The organism is Pseudomonas sp. LBUM1640, assembly GCF_059716225.1.
Genome location: NZ_CP166816.1, coordinates 2506555 through 2522841, shown reverse-complemented (window position 1 = coordinate 2522841; position 16287 = coordinate 2506555). Strand labels below are relative to the sequence as shown.

Here is a 16287-nt window from a genome sequence, read left to right as displayed (position 1 = left end):
GCTCCTTGGCCAACATATCCTTGGCGACTTTACGCGTGGTCGCAGCGCCCCCAATTGTGCGCTGCAGATGGCCTCGTCCATCATTAAGATGTCGACCAGGTATCGGGTAACGGCGAAAGCGCAACCCTACCCAGCCGTTACCGCAGCAACGGCTATGCCCGCATCAAAAAAAGCTACCAACTACCGCCTAACCCCAACAACCCCAATATCTTGCGCCGCAATTCCACCAGATAAGCATCATCACGATGCCGTGGGTAAGGCCGATCAATCGTCAATTGCGCCTGAATCTTCGCCGGGCGGTCGCTGAACACAATCACGCGATTAGCCAGCAGCAAAGCCTCTTCCACGTCATGGGTCACGAGCAACGCCGTGTACCCCTGACGCTGCCACAACTCGATAAGCTCCTTTTGCATAGTGATACGCGTCAGTGAATCCAGCTTGCCCAGCGGTTCATCCAGGATCAGCAGCCGTGGCTGATTCACCAGCGCACGGGCCAGCGCCACCCGCTGCGCCATGCCGCCAGAAAGTTGCCGCGGGTATGCCCGTGCAAACTGGCTGAGGCCGACTTTTTCAAGCGCCTCATCGACCTTGGCCGAATCGGTCTTGAGCAAGCCTTGAGCCTCCAGCCCCAGCGCGACGTTGTCCCACACGCGGCGCCACGGGTACAGCGTCGGGTCCTGAAAAACCACCACCCGGCTCGGATCCGGGCCGGTGATGGGTTCACCATCGGCCAACAACCGGCCGGCATCCGCCGGTTCCAACCCGGCCACCAGGCGCAGCAACGTAGATTTGCCGCACCCTGACGGCCCCAGCAGCGCGACGAACTCACCCGGCGCCACGTCCAGCGAGACCCGCTCCAGCACCGGCAAATGCTCACCGTCCAGTGCAAAGCCATGGCTGAGGTTTTCAACCCGCAGCGCCAGGCCCCTTGAGGCCTCCACTGCCTGTGCCAGCGCTACCATTTCATCGCTCCTTTCTGCCAGGCCAGTAACCGGTCACGCACCAGGAACAACCCGGTGATCAACCCCGAACACGCCAACGCCATGATCAGTAACGCGGCATACATATTCGCGTAGGCCGCCCACCCCTGAGCCCATTGCAAGTACCAGCCGATGCCGGATTTAACCCCCATCATTTCCGCCACCACCAGCGTCGAAAACGAGGCGCCGAGGCCCATGAACAGACCGACGAATACATGCGGCAACGCGGCTGGAATCGCCACTTTAAAAATCAGAAAACCCGGCTTGGCGCCCAGGGTTCGCGCTACGTCGTAATAGGCTTTATCCACACTCGCCACGCCGGACCACGTCAGCACCGTGACCGGAAACCAGGTCGCCAGGGCGATCAGGAAAACACTCGCGCTCCAACTGCTGGGAAACAGGAAAAAACACAACGGCAGCAACGCCGTCGACGGCACCGGCCCGAGGATGCGCAACACTGGGTGCAGCCAGTAGCCAATGCGTGTGGACCAGCCGATAGCCACGCCTGCGACGAAACCGGTGGCCGCGCCCAAGGCCACGCCCGAACCCAGCAGCAGCGCCGAATGCAGCAGGCTGTCGGCCAGGCGCCCATAGTCTTCGATGTACACCGCGAGCAAGGCCTGGGGCGGCGCGAAGAACGGCACCGGCAGCAGCGCCAGTTTGGCGGTGAGCAATTCCCAAATACCCAGCAACACCGGCAAGGCGATCAACCACGGGCCGGCACTGCGCAGGCGCTGCCCCACCCTGGAAAAATATCGACCCAACAGGCTCACCACAATGAACAGCGCGGCCACGCCCACACACAAGTTGGCCAGCCCTTGTGTCAACGGCCAGTTGCGTACGGCGTTGGGCCAATAGCTGATTAACAAGGCAACGGCCAGCCAGGCGGCCACGACTGTTGCGCCACGCCGCCAGAGCGTGAACGTCAGAGGCGGGTCAAGGGTTGTCGCATCAACTGAAGACATCGGCGGTAATCTCCTTGGCAAACGCCACCGGGTCGGTGCTTTTGCTGATCACTTCCACGGTTTTCAGGTCGGTGACATAGGTGGTGATTTCCTGCGTCAGCGCCGCGCCGATGGCATGGTGGCCGTGGGTGTGATCGTGCAGGATCGCCTGCACTTCTTCGGTGGAGGTGTTCAGCGCAAAGGCCTGAAAACCCTTGGCGACTTCTTCTGGGTGCTGCACCGAATAATCATGGGCTTCAAGAATTGCCTGGGTCAGTGCCGCGACCACACGTTTGTCTTCGCGCACCAGTTTGCCGGTGACGCCCACCACGCAACAGCTGAGGTTGGCGTATTCCTCCACCAGGTTAGTGGACAGCTCCCGCGCTACGCCGGACTTGATCAAGCGGTACATGAATGGGTCGCTGCCGCTGACCGCCTGCACTTCGCCACGCTCCAGCGCAGTGCCCAGCAGGTCGGCCGGGTACAGGCGCCACTCCACATCACGCACCGGATCGACGCCGTGTTTTTTCAGCAAGATCGAAAAGAAATTGCGGTCAGGGCTGGCCATGTCAGTCACGCCAATTGCCTTGCCCTTGAGGTCTTCAAGCGTGGAGACGCCGCCGTTCAACGCACTGAGCAACCGCAGGCAGCCACCGTGGGTGCCGGCGGTGAGCCTCACATCAAAGCCCTGCTCCAGCGCCTTGAGCCAACGCAGCGCCATGCCTATGCCCGCGTCGGCCTTGCCGGTGGCGATGGCTTCGAGCAGCACTTCGGTGGAGTTGCCGAAGTTGACCAGTTCAACGTCGAGGTTGTGTTTCTTGAAAAAGCCCTGGCCGTGGGCGATCACCACGGGGGCCAGGCACACCGCGTTGAGGTTGACTGCCAGCTTGAGTGAACGCGGCGCATCAAGGCGGATGAAATCGCCGGTGCCCGCAGGTTCTGCAAGCGTGTTGTGCCCCGCGTGTTCGTCGGCTGCCAAGCCCAAGCGTGGCAGCGACATCAGTACCGGGCTGGCCAGGGTAATGCCGGCCAGGCCCAAGAGGCGGCGGCGGGTTAAGTGATCAAAAGCAGCCATGCGCAATATCCCTTTTAGATTGATGTACTTGCTGATGTGACCCGTGTGAGCTGGCTTGCCTGCGATGGCGGTGTTTCAGCCAGCAGTGATGCAACTGCCCCATTGCTATCGCTGGCAAGCCAGCGCCCACATTGACTGCGTTCAGTGTGTGAGATCCGCCAACCCCAAATGCTCACGCAACGTCGAGCCTTCATACGCCTTACGGAACAAGCCCTTGCGCTGCAAATGCGGAATCACGCTCTCGACAAATTCAGTGAATGAGCCCGGCAAATACCCCGGTGAAATCACAAACCCGTCACAGCCGCCCTGCTCGAACAGCTCGGCCAATTGGTCGGCGATCTGCGCGCCGGTGCCCACCAGTTGCGGCACGCGCACGCTGCTGGCGAAGATGCGGCCGAGTTGCTCCAGGGTGGTTTCCGGGCCTTGCATCAGCAGCTTTTCGGCCGCAGCGGCATGAATCAGCGGCGACTGGGCGATCTCGGCCAGGGTGGCCGACAGCGGGAAGGGCGACAGGTCCACATTGAGCTGCGAAGCGAGTGTGACCAGCCCCAGTTCGGGCCGCGCCAGGGCATTGTGCTTGTCGCGTTTGGCGCGGGCTTCGGCTTCGCTGCCGCCAATAAATGGCATCACCGCCGTCAGCACTTTGCAGCTGTCGGCGTCACGACCTTGCTGCATCACCTGGGCACGCACGTCATCGCGAAAAGCACGCATGGCCGCCAAGTGCGGGTGAATGGTGAAAATCGCCTCGGCCCAGCGCGCGCCAAACCGCCGACCACGCCCGGACGAGCCGGCCTGGATCAGCACCGGTCGGCCCTGAGGTGTGCGCGGAATATTCAACGGGCCTTCGACCTTGAACCACTCGCCCTGATGCTGCACCGAGGTAATCAAGGCCGGGTCGGCGAGCACGCCGCTTTCGCGGTCCAGCTTGAGGGCGTCCTTGCCCCAGCTGTTCCAGAGTTTCAGGGCGACTTCGACAAATTCATCGGCGCGGTCGTAGCGCAGGTCGTGTTCCAGGTGCTTGTCCTTGCCGAACAGGCGCCCTTCGCTGTCGTTCATCGAGGTGACGATATTCCACGCCGCACGGCCCTTGGACAGGTGGTCGAGGGTGGCGAACTCACGGGCGATATGCGCCGGTTCGTAGTAGGTGGTGGAGCGTGTCGCGCCCAGGCCCAGCTTGCTGGTCTGGCCGATCAGATAAGAAAGAATCGGCAGCGGGTCGAGGCGCGTAGCGTCCTGGGCGCCGTAGCGCAAGGCGAACTCACGCGAGCCGCCCATCTGGTCGCCAACGGCCAGGCGGTCGGCGAAGAACAGGAAGTCGAACAGGCCCTCTTCCACCACCTTGGCGATGCGTGAGTAGTAGTCAGGGTCGAGGTAATTGCCGACGGTTTCCGGGTGGCGCCACACAGCGTGGCTGTGCACCACCGGCCCACTCAGGAGGAAGGCTGACAAATGGATCTGGCGGCTCATGGTTTGGGTGCCCACACGGTGATGTCGGTGATTTTCAGCGGCTTGGGAATCAGCTTGGCGGCGTAGTAGGTATCGGCGATGCGTTGCTGCTCGGCGAGATTTTGCAGCTTGACCGGGATGATGTCGTAGCTGCGGCGGCTATTGGCGCGCTCCACCGTGGCCGGCGGGATATTGCCCCACAGCGGCCCAAGCATTTGCGCGGCGTCCTTGGGGTGGGCTTTGACCCATTGGCCGGTCTCGCGCAGGGTATCGAAGGTGACTTGCAGCACGTCCGGGTGCGCCTTGGCGAACGTGGTAGTCGCCAAATAGAAGCGGTTGTAGTTGGCCAGGCCGTCGTTGCCGTCGGCGATCACGCGCACGTGATGGTCGAGTTGCTGGGTGGCGAGGAACGGGTCCCAGATCACCCAGGCATCCACGCTGCCATTGGCAAACGCGGCTGCGCCGTCCGGTGCCTCGAGGTAACGCGGGGTGATATCGGCCAGGGTCAGGCCGGCTTTTTTCAGCGCCGCGATCAGCAGGAAGTTGCTGCCCGAGCCCTTGGACACGGCGACGGTCTTGCCCTTGAGGTCGGCGATGCGGTGAATCGGCGATTGGTCTTGCACGATGAGCGCCTGGGCGCCAGGCGATGCGTTTTCCTGGGCGTAGTAGGTCAACGGCGCGTCGGCAGCTTGAGTGAACAGCGCAAAGGCGTCGGCCACATCGGCGTGCAAATCGACACTGCCGGCGTTCAACGAGCTGAGCAGGCCGGTGCTGAATTCATGCCAGTTGACGGTGAAACCCAAAGGCTTGAGACGCTGTTCGAGCTGGCCATTTTGCTTGAGCAGAATCCACAGTGTGGAAGAACGCTGGTAGCTGATGTCCAGGGTCTGCTCGGCATGGGCCGCCGCTGCGGCGAACAGCAGGCTGGCGGCGAGGATAAGTTTTTTCAACGTCATGGAAGGCCTTGGCGTGGGTGAGGTGTAGGAAGCTGCATATGCCAAAAGACGACATAAGGCCTGGCAGACAAGCTAACTCGATTATATTAATGACGAGTAATTATGAAAGAACCCTATAATTCTATGGTTATGCCCAATTCGTCGGAACACGTGAAAAGCGCCCTAAGCTCAGATCGAAAGAGTATTTATCGAAAGCTTTTTAGAACTTTATGCTTGGCCATATTTCGCTGAATATCGAGCGCGCCATGCCTATTCGTCGTCCCCTCTGCCTCGTGATCGGGCTGCTGGCTTTTTCTGTCGCAGCGAGCGCCGAAGCCCAGCAAACCGTGCGCATCGGTTACCAGAAATCCTCGACCCTGATCACCCTGCTGAAAACCCAGGGCACCCTGGAAAAGGCCCTCAAGGCCGACAACATCGACGTGAGCTGGCACGAGTTCCCCAGTGGCCTGCCGCTGCTCGAAGCATTGAACGTGGGCAACGTCGATATCAGCGCCGACGTGGCCGACACCGTGCCGATCTTCGCCCAGGCCGCCCAGGCCAAACTCACCTATTTCGCCCAGGAAGCGCCCTCGCCTTCGGCCCAGGCCATCGTGGTGCGCAAGGACTCACCGATCCAGCAGCTGGCGGATTTGAAAGGCAAAAAAATCGCAGTGACCAAGGCCGCCGGCACCCACTATTTGCTGATCGCCGCGCTGGCTAAAGCAGGCTTGGTGTTCGCGGATATCGAGCCGGCTTATCTGTCGCCAGCCGATGGCCGCGCTGCGTTCGAGAACAACAAGGTCGATGCCTGGGTCACCTGGGAACCGTTCCTCACCAGCGTGCAGCGTCAACTGCCAACCCGCACCCTGGCCGACGGCGCAGGCCTTGCCAGTTACAAGCGCTATTACCTGACCGGCACGCCCTACGCCAAGGCGCATCCCGAGGTGTTGAAGGTGGTATATGAGCAGTTGGAAAAAGCCGGCACGTGGGTGAAAACCAACCCGCAAGACGCGGCGAAAGTGCTCGGCCCGCTGTGGGGCAACCTGGATGTGGCCACGGTGGAAGCCGCCAACGCGCACCGCAGCTATCAGGTGCAGCCAGTGACGGTGGATCAGTTGGGTGAACAGCAGAAGATTGCGGACGCGTTCTTCAAGGCGGGGTTGTTGCCCAAGGCGGTGGATGCCAAGGATGTAGACACCTGGAAGCCGTGAGGGATGTAGCCAGGCCTCACTCAGTAAACGCGTCTTGCAATAAAACTATCGCCCTTTGATCTAAGCACCTGTCAATTGTCACAGTAGACGGCCCCCGCCATGCTTTTTAGTCTGTAGTGGTAAACCCACCACGCAAGGAGCATCACCATGGCAATCGTCGAAACCTACAAGGGCTATCAAATTGAAGAGGGGCCAACGGGCGGCCGTTACGACAGCAATAACAACCTGGTCGGTCAGGTAACGGCCTACACCGCTATAAGTCCGACGGGAGTCAGGAGCATTACCAAACCTACGTTAGCTGAGGCGAGGGGTTACATTGATAACTTATTCGTGGATCCTCCTGATTGCGGCGGTGAGATCTTTTAATAAGCGAGCGCTAAATGGGTCGCACATGACCATGGAAGGAGAAAGGTTCATTTGGCTGCCTAACCGGGTTGCCGCATAAAGGGCTTTCTCTCCTTCCGTTCAAGTCACCGAGCATGATTTTCGCCATGCACGCGCTCTACATCATCGACGTCACCGAGCATCGCGCCGCTTGGATGTGCAGCTGTTCCAGAACCGCTGGCCGCAGAAGAATGAAGAGATATACGCGCAACAGCGTCCCCAACACGATTGCTGGATGTAATTGGGCGCACGTTGCGGGCCCGCACGGCGTAAACGAAAACGGGCGACCTCGCGGTCGCCCTCTATGAAATCCAGCCCATCAGCGGTACTGCACTGAATCAGAACGGCCCTTTCGTCATCACCCGCTCATCAATAAACCCACGCAACATCGCAATCTGCCGTGTGTAGGCATCACTCAAACAACTCACCTTCGCTCCGCACGTGCGGCGCTGCTTAAGCCAGGCAGCCTGCCCGTCCATCAATGAGCCGCGCCCGCCCATGGCCATGAAGTGCTTGTTCAAGTCGTAGAGCAACGCCATGGTGACATCCTGGTCGTTGAGACTGCGGTTGGCGCAGATGGCGATCTCGTCAGCAGCCTTGGCCTTGGCGCAGTCAAAACTGGCGGCTTGGCTGCAAAGGCTGAGCATCAAGGTGCAAATACCGGTGAAGAGTGCAGGTTTGATCAATGAACGTGGCATCGAGAGTCGGCTCCGAGGCAAATGGGCGGCGTTATAGGTAGGCCCGCCGCCGCCGAAAAAGTTCTCGGGAAAATGCCCCATGCGTTTAGTCGCGCTCGCCCAGTGCACGGGCGGCCAACGCACCGAGTATCCCGCCCACGATCGGCGCCAGCCAGAACAGCCAGAGTTGCGACAGGTACTCACCACCGGCAAACAACGCCGGGCCAGTACTGCGAGCCGGGTTGACCGAGGTGTTGGTGACGGGGATCAGAACCAGGTGAATCAAGGTCAGCGCCAGGCCGATGGCGATCGGCGCAAACCCGGCAGCTGCGCCCGGTGCAGTGACCCGCATGATGATCAGGACAAAGAAGAACGTGGCGATCACTTCGGCCAGCAACGCAGCAAACAGGTCGAATTTGCCTGGGCTGAGCGGGCCATAACCGTTGGCGGCAAAACCACCCACCGCGAAATCCGGCTGCCCGTTGGCGATCTCGTAGAGTGCCGCAGCGGCGAGTATCGCGCCGACTACCTGCACCGCAATGTACGGCAGCACATCAACGCTGCGAACACGCCGCCCGACCCATAAACCAATGGTCACCGCGGGGTTGAAATGCCCGCCGGAAATGCCGCCTACCGCGTAGGCCATGGTGAGTACGGTGAGACCAAACGCCAGGGAAACGCCGACAAAACCAATACCCAGCTCTGGGAATGCCGCCGCCAGAATGGCGCTGCCACAGCCGCCGAACGTCAGCCAGAAGGTACCTAGAAACTCTGCGGTCAAACGTTTTTGCACAATCGACTCCATTGCTTTCCAAGTGCCACGGCCCTTGTTCAAGGTCGTGGCAATCGCCGTCACCACGGGATGTGGCAGGCCCGGCGCGACGGTAGCAATGGGCATCAAAACGCCCTGTAAGATTTGTCTGGTTTTACTCAATGTGCGGCGTTTTGCGCGTCAGGTGCGCGCCACACCCTGCCCATACCGATGAATCGCCAGGCAGTACCCAATCAACGCCACCGCCGCGAGCAAGCCGCCCGCCGCGCCGATCCAGGCGAAGCCGAAGTGGCTGCCGACCCAACTGCCCATGAGCGCACCGCCGCCGATGCCGATGTTGTAGATGCCGGAAAACATCGCCATGGCCACGTCGGTGGCGTCCGGTGCGAGCACCAGCACCTTCGATTGCATGGCCAGGCCAAAGCCCATGATCGCCATGCCCCAGAACACGCTCAGGCCCACCAGGTAGGACTCGGCACCGCTCAACGGCAGCATCAACGCCAGGCACGCGGCGAGCAGGAACACCGCGCTGACCACAAAGATATGCGGGTTGAAACGGTGCACCAGGCTGAACAGCAGCGAACCGATGATGCCCGCGCCGCCGAACACCAGCAGGAACAGGGTCACCACATTGCCGCTCAGGCCGGCGACGCCTTCGACAAAGGGTTCGATGTAGCTGTAGGCGGTGAATTGCGCGGTCACCACCATGGCGGTGAGCACGTAAAGCGCCACCAGCGCCGGGCGTTTGAACAACATCGGCAGGCTGCGCAGCGAACCGGAGTTCTGGCTCGGCAGCAGCGGCAAGGTGCGCGCCAACCAGAACACCAGGGCGGCGGCAAACGCGGCGATCACCAGGAACGTAGTGCGCCAGCCCATGGCTTCGCCAAGCAGGCGACCCAGCGGAATGCCCAAGACCATCGCCAGTGACGTGCCGGTGGCCAGCAGGCCGAGGGCTTGCACCTGTTTGCCTTCTGGCGCCAGGCGCACGGCCAGGGAGGCGGTGATCGACCAGAACAGCGCATGGGACAACGCGATGCCGATGCGGCTGACCATCAGCAAGCCGAAGCTGGTGGCGACGCTGGAGAGGATATGGCTGGCGATAAACAAGCCAAACAACACGATCAGCAACTTGCGCCGCTCGACGTTACGCGTCAGCAGCATCACCGGCAGCGAGGTCAGCGATACGATCCAGGCATAGATGGTGAGCATCAAGCCGACGCTGGCGATGGGCATGTCGAAGCTGGCGCCGATGGCGCTGAGCAGGCCGACCGGCACGAATTCGGTGGTATTGAATACAAACGCGGCCAGCGCGAGGGCGATGACCGGTTGCCAATTGGCTTGGGGGGTTGCGGCTGAAATGCTCATTGGCGGGCGAGGTACTCTGGCGATGATCCAACGGCCACGCAGAACAGCGCCGCCGCCGAGCATTCTATAGGTTTCTCGGCCCGTTGTTGACGCGGATCGTCGCCCGGAGGCTTACGGCGAGGTCATGGTGATCACGTAATTGCCCGACTGGATCGGCTTGCCGGCACTGTCCACCAGCAGATAGCGCTGGTCGTAATAGCGCCCGTTGCCGCTGTCCGCCACCAGCTTCACGTGGGCGGCATTGACGCTGGCCACCGGCGCCACATTGCGCACATCAAAGCGGCTGCCGCGGTTAGAAGTGGCGCAACCTGTCAGTTCCATCACCGCGCCGCTGCGCGCATTTGTCGCACACCCAGGCTCCACGATAGCGCCGGTGAACACAATGGTACCCTGCCCCACTGTCTGTGCCGCAGCACAGGCACCCGCCCAGAGGCAAAACAGGCCGGTAACTACCGAAATACCTTTAACGTTCATGCCGACACTCCTTATTGGGCTCTCTATAAGGGTAGTCGTCTGGCCGCGCGTTAACTTGAGGTGATTCGGCTCAGGGTGTGATCTGGATCACGGATCCACCTGCCCCATCATCTCGGGGATGCTTTCCGGCCGATTGGCGTAGCGTTGTGCCAGCGCCGCGCACACCATCAACTGGATTTGGTGAAACAGCATCAGTGGCAGAATCAACACGCCCATGGTCGCCCCGGCGAACAACACCTGGGCCATCGGCACACCCGTCGCCAGGCTTTTCTTCGAGCCGCAGAACAAGATGGTGATGCGGTCTTCCTGACTGAAGCCGAAAGCCTTGCCCAGCAGGGTGGACGCCACCAGCACCAAGGCCAGCAGCACGCAACAGGCCACTACCAGACCGCCGAGCTCCCACAGTGGGATCTGGTGCCAGATGCCTTCGTTGACCGCTTCGCTGAACGCGCCGAAGACCACCAGCAGAATCGAGCCTTGGTCGACGAACTTCAGCCAGGATTTATTGCGGCCGACCCAGTCGCCGATCCAGCGGCGGGCAATTTGGCCCGCAACAAAAGGCAGCAGCAGTTGCACGCTGATCTTCAGGATCGCGTCGACGGTGGAGCCGCCGTCGCCATGCACGTTGAGCAACAACGTCACCAGCAACGGCGTGAGGAAGATGCCGAACAGGCTCGACGCCGCCGCGCTGCAGATCGCCGCGGGAATGTTGCCACGCGCCAGGGACGTGAAGGCAATCGCCGATTGCACGGTGGCTGGCAAGGCGCAAAGGTAAAGCATGCCCATGTACAGGTCTTTGCCGATCAGCGGCGACAGCAGCGGCTTAAGTGCCAGGCCCAGCAAGGGGAACAGCACGAACGTGAGGCTGAATACCAGCAGGTGCAGGCGCCAATGCCCGGCCCCGGCAACGATGGCCTGGCGCGACAGCTTGGCGCCATGCAGGAAAAACAGCAGCGCGATGGCCAGGTTAGTGACCCAGCCGAAGGCCACGGCGGTCTGGCCGCTGGCGGGCAGCAATGAAGCGAGGATCACCGTGGCGATCAGCGTCAGGGTGAAGTTGTCGGGCAGAAAACGTGGGCGGGTCATAAGCAAATCTTCCAGGGGTTGCCAAGCGCATCGTTGCGACTCTAACGTAACGGCTTATTACCGACTAACGCCAATGAGCCAGTAAATGCCGCCTAAAGGACATGAAAAGACGGTCCGCCGCAGTGTACCCGGGCTTTCCAGCCTGCCACGGCCGGTGTATGGGCGCACTGAATCGCTGCCCAATCGGGCCCTGACCCGCCGCCACAGCCACCCGTGGGTGCAATTGTCCTACGCGATTTCCGGGGTGCTGGAGATCCAGACCAGCGTCGGCCGCTTCGTCGCGCCACCCCAGCGTGCGGTGTGGATTCCCGCGGGCGTGCCGCACCGGGTGTTCAGCTCGCCGCACACGGAAATGCGCAGCCTGTACCTCGACTGCAGCGTCACCGCCTGGGCGGCAGAGCGTTGTCAGGTGTTGGAGGTGAGCAGCTTGTTACGTGAGTTGATCCGCAGCTTCAGTGAGCTGCCGGTGGAATATGCCGAGGACGGGCCGGATGGGCGTCTGGCCCAGGTGGTGCTGGACCAGCTGGCCGCCGCGCCGCAGGTGGATTTGATGCTGCCTTTGCCGCTGGACCCGCGATTACGTCAGGTTTATCGCAGCTTGAATCTGCATCCGGAGCAGCAGACGACTTTGGGGGATTGGGGCCGAAAGCTGGGGGTGAGTGAGAAGACGCTGAGTCGGTTGTTTCTGAGTGATACAGGGCTGACGTTTCGCGCTTGGCGTCAGCGGTTGCGCCTGCTTAGCGCCCTGCCCGCCCTGGAGCAAGGTGAGCGGGTGACGGACGTGGCGTTGGGGTGTGGGTATGAGTCGACTTCGGCGTTTATTGCGGCGTTTCGGCAGCAGTTTGATGCGACACCGGGGGAGTTTTTTCGTTGATTTTTGGGGTGGGGGGTGGGGTTAGGTAGGTGGGGTACATATCCGTTATTTGGGTGATGGCTGATATGGGTTCCGCTCTTACAGCGGGTCACTTTTGAAAAGAGCCCAAAAGTAACCAAAAGGCTCTTGCCCCACCACTCGGCACCTCGCCTCCGGCTCGGTGTGCCCTCACGCAGGCTTTGGAGCGGGGGCCGCCGCGATGGGCCATCCTTGGCCCAGCGCGGCTAAACCGGCGTCCTGCCGGTTTACCCCCGCTCCAAAGCCTGCGTTCGGCCAGCGTGGTTGACGGGGCGCCTAAGATCAAAATCAAGATCAAAATCTACAGCACGGCGGCCTAGTAGCCGACCTGAGTGGTTAGATCAAAAGCGAAAGCGAGGCGGTGTGTCAGTTGATGCATTTGGTGGCTGGCCCACCGCATTCGCGAGCAAGCCCGCTCCCACATTTTGGATCGCAGTGCATCAGGTAGATGTGTGTACTCGGTCAAAGGTGGGAGCTGGCTTGTCGGACCGCCGAACCGCTGCGAAGGCATCAACTGGTTATGCCTGATGTACCGAGGTGTCTGCATCGCAGGCAAGCCAGCTCCCACAGAAAAGCAGCTCTGCTTCTGATCTGTTTTTGCCCTGCTTTTGCTTCTACCACTCAGGTCGGCTACTAGGCCGCCGTGCTGTAGATTTTGATCTTGATCTGACAGGCCCCGTTAACCACGATGGCCGAACGCAGGCTTGAATCCGTGGGTAACCCGGCAGGACGCCGGGTTAGCCGCGCTGGGCCAAGGATGGCCCATCGCGGCGGCCCACGGATTCAAGCCGGAGTGAGGGCATGCCGAGCCTAGGCGAGGCACCGAGTGGTGGGGCAAAGACCTTTTGGTTACTTTTGGGGCGTTTGCCAAAAGTGACTCGCTGTAAGAGCGAAACCCTAAGTGGCCGTTACCGCAGCAACGGATATGTACCCCGACCAACCACCTGCCCCACCACAATCAGCCATTTATCCGCATTCCAAATGCAGGCCAACTCAACTCCCATTCCCACCATGAGCCTCTTCAAAGAAGTAATCCTTCCAGCTCGCCGCCTTGTTCTTCAACACACCCAGTTCCTGCAATTTCTCGGCATAGATATAGGTACGCTGCGGCACGATGGTGAAATCAATTTCCGGGTCCTGAACGATTTTCTCCACCAACTCCAACGGCAGCTTGGATTCCTCGACACGGATATACGCCTTGGCCGCAGCCGGCTTGTCGGCCTTGATGATCGTCTCGGCCTCGGCCAGCGCGTCGTAGAACGCCTTGTAAGTCTTAGGGTTCTCGTCGTGGAATTTCTGCGTGGTGTAAAGCACGTTGAACGTCGCCTGCCCACCCAGGATGTCGTAGGAACTGAGCACCTTGTGCACCTTAGGATTGAGCAATTCCTGGTACTGGAACGGCGGGCTGGAGAAGTGCGAATTGATCTCCGAACCACCGGCAATCAACGCCGCCGTAGCATCCGGGTGGGCCAGGCTGATAGAGATGTCGTCAAACTTCTTGTAGTTGGCGTCGCCGAACTGCTTGGCGGTTTCGATCTGCAAGGTGCGCGATTGGAAGCCCACACCCGCCGCGGGCACGGCGATGCGGTCTTTCTCGGTGAAGTCCTTGAGGGTCTTCACATTCGGATTATTGGTCAGCAGGTAATTAGGCATCGACCCAAGGGAAGCTATCGCCTTGACGTTCTGCTTGCCCTTGGTGCGGTCCCACAGCGTGAGCATCGGCGGCACACCGGCCGACACCACGTCCAGGGCGCCGGCCAGCAGCGATTCATTCATCGCAGTGGCCCCGGAAATGCTGTTCCATTCCACCTTGATATCCAGGCCTTGCTCCTTGCCGTGTTTCTCGATCAAGTGCTGGTCGCGCACCACGTCGAGGATCAAGTAGCCAATGCCGAATTGCTGGGCAATGCTGATCTTGCCTTCGGCCTGGGCGCCGGGGCTGAGCAAGGCGCTTGCAGCCGCCAGGGACGCGGCCAGGAGGGTCAGGGAGGAACGCTTGAAAGTCATCGGGAATCTGCCGCGTTTTCGAGAAGGTAATGGAGCCTAGCGGCGATTTTTAAGACTTGAAAAGAATATCTGGATCTATTCTTATGCAATAAACCAGTGGCATTGAGCTGCTATATTGCGCCACTGCTTCACTCGCCATGAGTCGCTCCCATGTTGCGCACCAACCTCAATGAAATGCTGATCTTCATGGCCGTGGTCGACGGTGCCAGCTTTGTCGCGGGCGGCCAAGCCATGGGGCTGACGCGCTCGGCGGCCGGCAAGGCGGTGATGCGCCTGGAAGACAGCCTCGGCGTGCGCCTGCTGAACCGCACCACGCGCACCTTGAGCCTGACGGATGAAGGCCGTGCGCTTTACGATCAAGGTGTGCAGATTCTGGCCGCCGTCGACACCGCGCAAACCACCATCGGCCAGCCCAGCGGTACACCGCGCGGGCTCCTGCGCCTGACACTGCCCGATGCCTTCGGGCGCCGCGTCATCCTGCCGCTGCTCAATACCTACTTGAACACCTGGCCCGAGGTGCAGGTGGACGTCAGTTTCAGCGACCGCATGGCCGACATCGTCGAGGACGGCTTCGACTTGGCGATTCGCATTGGCGGCGAGCATGCCGACCGCCAGTTGGTATCGCGCGTGGTTGCACGCTACCGGGCGTTGCTCTGCGCCGCGCCCGGCTACCTCGTCGAACACGGCGCACCCCGCGACACCGACGCCCTCGCCCAGCATGACTGCCTGTATTTCAGCAGCCGTACACGTAAACAGAGCTGGCGCTTTCGCGATGCCCAAGGCGAATGGTTCAAGGCCCCCGGCCGCAGCCGCCTGCGCCTGGACAGCGGCGAAGCGTTGCGCGACGCCGCAGTGGCAGGCATGGGCATTGCCCTGCTGCCGGACTTCCTGATCGCCGACGACCTGGCCAACGGGCGCCTGGTGCCGGTGCTGCCGGACCTGGACGCCGGCAACGTCGAAATCATGGCCATGTACCCGAGCAAGCGTTACCTGGAACCTCGGGTCCGGCGCTTTATCGACTTACTGGCCGAGCAACTGCCGGGCTGATCAATCGGCGTGGGCCACGGCCTTGATCTCGACGATCTGCGCATCCGACGCCAGGTAGTTCACGCCGACCAGGGTGGCGGCCGGGCGATGCGTGCCGATGTAGTCCTTCCACACCGCCACCACCGCCTCGAAATCACGCTTAGCGTGCACCAGGTAAATATCCACGGCGGCAATGTTCGAGCGGCCGACGCCAAAGCCGGCCAGCACGTGGTCGAGGTTCTCCAAGGTTTTACGGGTTTGCGCTGCGGCGTCGCCATCGACGAATTCGCCTTCCAGCGTGTGGGAAAACTGCCCAGCAATAAAAATCGTGCCGTTGACGCTGTAGCCCTGGCTGACGCTGTTGCCCTCTTCCCAGGCAACACCATGGTTATAGATAGACGTGTGAGTGCTCATTTGAATGTCCTGTGGGGGTTGATTGGGGAAACTCTAACAAGGTCATTGGCGAACGGACGTCGACACTGAAGCGAGCACCGTTCGCGCAAAAAATCCCCATGGGCACCGCCTGACTGGTATTGTGCCGCGCTTTGAAATACACCTGCCGACCTGCGAGGAAATGGACGTTGAACACTGACGATAAAATGACTGGGGACTTGTTCGAGGTGGATAAGCGCCTGTCACTCAAGCCCGTGGTGGACTTCAACACCTACCTGCGCAGCGCGTTCGGCGACGGCCCATGCACCTGCGTACGCTGCGCCGCCAGCCCTGGCGATGAAACCGGCTACGCGTTCCAGCACACCTTCAACGTCGACGGCAAACCCACCCACCGCCGCTTTGCCTCCACGGCGGGCAGTGATGTGTTGATGAAGCTCAAGCAAGCGTGGCTGTCGTACACCAAGGCCGAGTTGCCGCTCAGCGGCGTGCTGGTGCTGGACACGGTGAAAGAGTTTGTCGAGCCGCAGTTGCACAAGCGCCTGGCGCCGCTGTTTCTGGCCAGTGGGTTGGTCAAGGATGTGGATGGCGAGTTGCAGATTCAGCCACAGGCCCTGAGCTGA

The 16287-nt window shown here is 60.9% G+C and carries 17 protein-coding genes; 5 read left to right on the top strand and 12 right to left on the bottom strand.

What is annotated here, in order from left to right; translation table 11 throughout:
* Nucleotides 1-173 precede the first annotated feature (173 nt).
* From ACA065_RS11430 to ACA065_RS11410, 5 genes are all read right to left on the bottom strand, one after another.
* The gene (locus ACA065_RS11430; RefSeq protein ID WP_497694592.1) at nt 174-962 is read right to left on the bottom strand and encodes an ABC transporter ATP-binding protein; all 789 of its coding nucleotides are present in this window, start codon (nt 960-962) and stop codon (nt 174-176) included.
* Nucleotides 956-1945, bottom strand: a complete 990-nt coding sequence (locus ACA065_RS11425) for an ABC transporter permease (RefSeq protein WP_497694591.1) — start codon at nt 1943-1945, stop codon at nt 956-958. The genes ACA065_RS11430 and ACA065_RS11425 overlap by 7 nt, the downstream gene beginning before the upstream one ends.
* Nucleotides 1932-2999, bottom strand: coding sequence for an ABC transporter substrate-binding protein (locus ACA065_RS11420; RefSeq protein ID WP_497694590.1), 1068 nt, complete (start codon nt 2997-2999; stop codon nt 1932-1934). Before ACA065_RS11420 ends, ACA065_RS11425 begins: the two co-directional genes overlap by 14 nt.
* Before the next feature lie 141 nt (nt 3000-3140).
* A complete protein-coding gene (locus ACA065_RS11415; RefSeq protein WP_497694589.1) occupies nt 3141-4466 on the bottom strand; it encodes an LLM class flavin-dependent oxidoreductase in 1326 nt (441 codons plus the stop codon).
* Nucleotides 4463-5401, bottom strand: a complete 939-nt coding sequence (locus tag ACA065_RS11410; protein ID WP_497694588.1) for an aliphatic sulfonate ABC transporter substrate-binding protein — start codon at nt 5399-5401, stop codon at nt 4463-4465. Before ACA065_RS11410 ends, ACA065_RS11415 begins: the two co-directional genes overlap by 4 nt.
* 245 nt (nt 5402-5646) lie before the next feature.
* Between ACA065_RS11410 and ACA065_RS11405 the strand changes: the two genes are divergently transcribed.
* Both ACA065_RS11405 and ACA065_RS11400 read left to right on the top strand, forming a co-directional pair.
* Nucleotides 5647-6591 (top strand): aliphatic sulfonate ABC transporter substrate-binding protein, encoded by a 945-nt coding sequence (locus ACA065_RS11405; protein WP_497694587.1) that lies wholly within the window; start codon nt 5647-5649, stop codon nt 6589-6591.
* A gap of 147 nt (nt 6592-6738) precedes the next feature.
* Entirely contained in the window at nt 6739-6957 is a 219-nt protein-coding gene (locus tag ACA065_RS11400; protein WP_497694586.1) for a hypothetical protein, read from the top strand.
* A 356-nt stretch (nt 6958-7313) separates the two neighbouring features.
* Here ACA065_RS11400 and ACA065_RS11395 read toward each other — a convergent pair whose 3' ends face one another.
* The 5 genes from ACA065_RS11395 to ACA065_RS11375 all read right to left on the bottom strand — a co-directional run bounded on the left by ACA065_RS11395 (nt 7314) and on the right by ACA065_RS11375 (nt 11349).
* Complete coding sequence (locus ACA065_RS11395) at nt 7314-7673, bottom strand: lysozyme inhibitor LprI family protein (RefSeq protein ID WP_497694585.1); 360 nt, start codon at nt 7671-7673, stop codon at nt 7314-7316.
* Between the two features lie 85 nt (nt 7674-7758).
* Nucleotides 7759-8457: an aquaporin Z gene (gene aqpZ / locus ACA065_RS11390; protein WP_497695335.1), complete on the bottom strand. Its 699-nt coding sequence runs from the start codon at nt 8455-8457 to the stop codon at nt 7759-7761.
* Between the two features lie 147 nt (nt 8458-8604).
* Entirely contained in the window at nt 8605-9789 is a 1185-nt protein-coding gene (locus ACA065_RS11385) for a sugar transporter (protein ID WP_497694584.1), read from the bottom strand.
* Nucleotides 9790-9900: 111 nt separating this feature from the next.
* Nucleotides 9901-10263, bottom strand: a complete 363-nt coding sequence (locus tag ACA065_RS11380; protein WP_497694583.1) for a type 1 fimbrial protein — start codon at nt 10261-10263, stop codon at nt 9901-9903.
* Nucleotides 10264-10350: 87 nt separating this feature from the next.
* Nucleotides 10351-11349 (bottom strand): bile acid:sodium symporter family protein, encoded by a 999-nt coding sequence (locus tag ACA065_RS11375; protein ID WP_497694582.1) that lies wholly within the window; start codon nt 11347-11349, stop codon nt 10351-10353.
* Between the two features lie 85 nt (nt 11350-11434).
* On the opposite strand from ACA065_RS11375, the gene ACA065_RS11370 reads away from it, so the two are divergent.
* Nucleotides 11435-12223 (top strand): AraC family transcriptional regulator, encoded by a 789-nt coding sequence (locus tag ACA065_RS11370; protein WP_497694581.1) that lies wholly within the window; start codon nt 11435-11437, stop codon nt 12221-12223.
* A 1011-nt stretch (nt 12224-13234) separates the two neighbouring features.
* On the opposite strand, the gene ACA065_RS11365 is transcribed toward ACA065_RS11370, so the two are convergent.
* On the bottom strand, nt 13235-14248 hold the full coding sequence (locus ACA065_RS11365; protein WP_497694580.1) for an ABC transporter substrate-binding protein: 1014 nt from the start codon (nt 14246-14248) through the stop codon (nt 13235-13237).
* Between the two features lie 150 nt (nt 14249-14398).
* Between ACA065_RS11365 and ACA065_RS11360 the strand changes: the two genes are divergently transcribed.
* Nucleotides 14399-15295, top strand: a complete 897-nt coding sequence (locus tag ACA065_RS11360; protein ID WP_497694579.1) for a LysR family transcriptional regulator — start codon at nt 14399-14401, stop codon at nt 15293-15295.
* On the opposite strand, the gene ACA065_RS11355 is transcribed toward ACA065_RS11360, so the two are convergent.
* Nucleotides 15296-15688, bottom strand: a complete 393-nt coding sequence (locus ACA065_RS11355; protein ID WP_497694578.1) for a RidA family protein — start codon at nt 15686-15688, stop codon at nt 15296-15298.
* Nucleotides 15689-15855: 167 nt separating this feature from the next.
* On the opposite strand from ACA065_RS11355, the gene ACA065_RS11350 reads away from it, so the two are divergent.
* Complete coding sequence (locus ACA065_RS11350; protein ID WP_497694577.1) at nt 15856-16287, top strand: hypothetical protein; 432 nt, start codon at nt 15856-15858, stop codon at nt 16285-16287.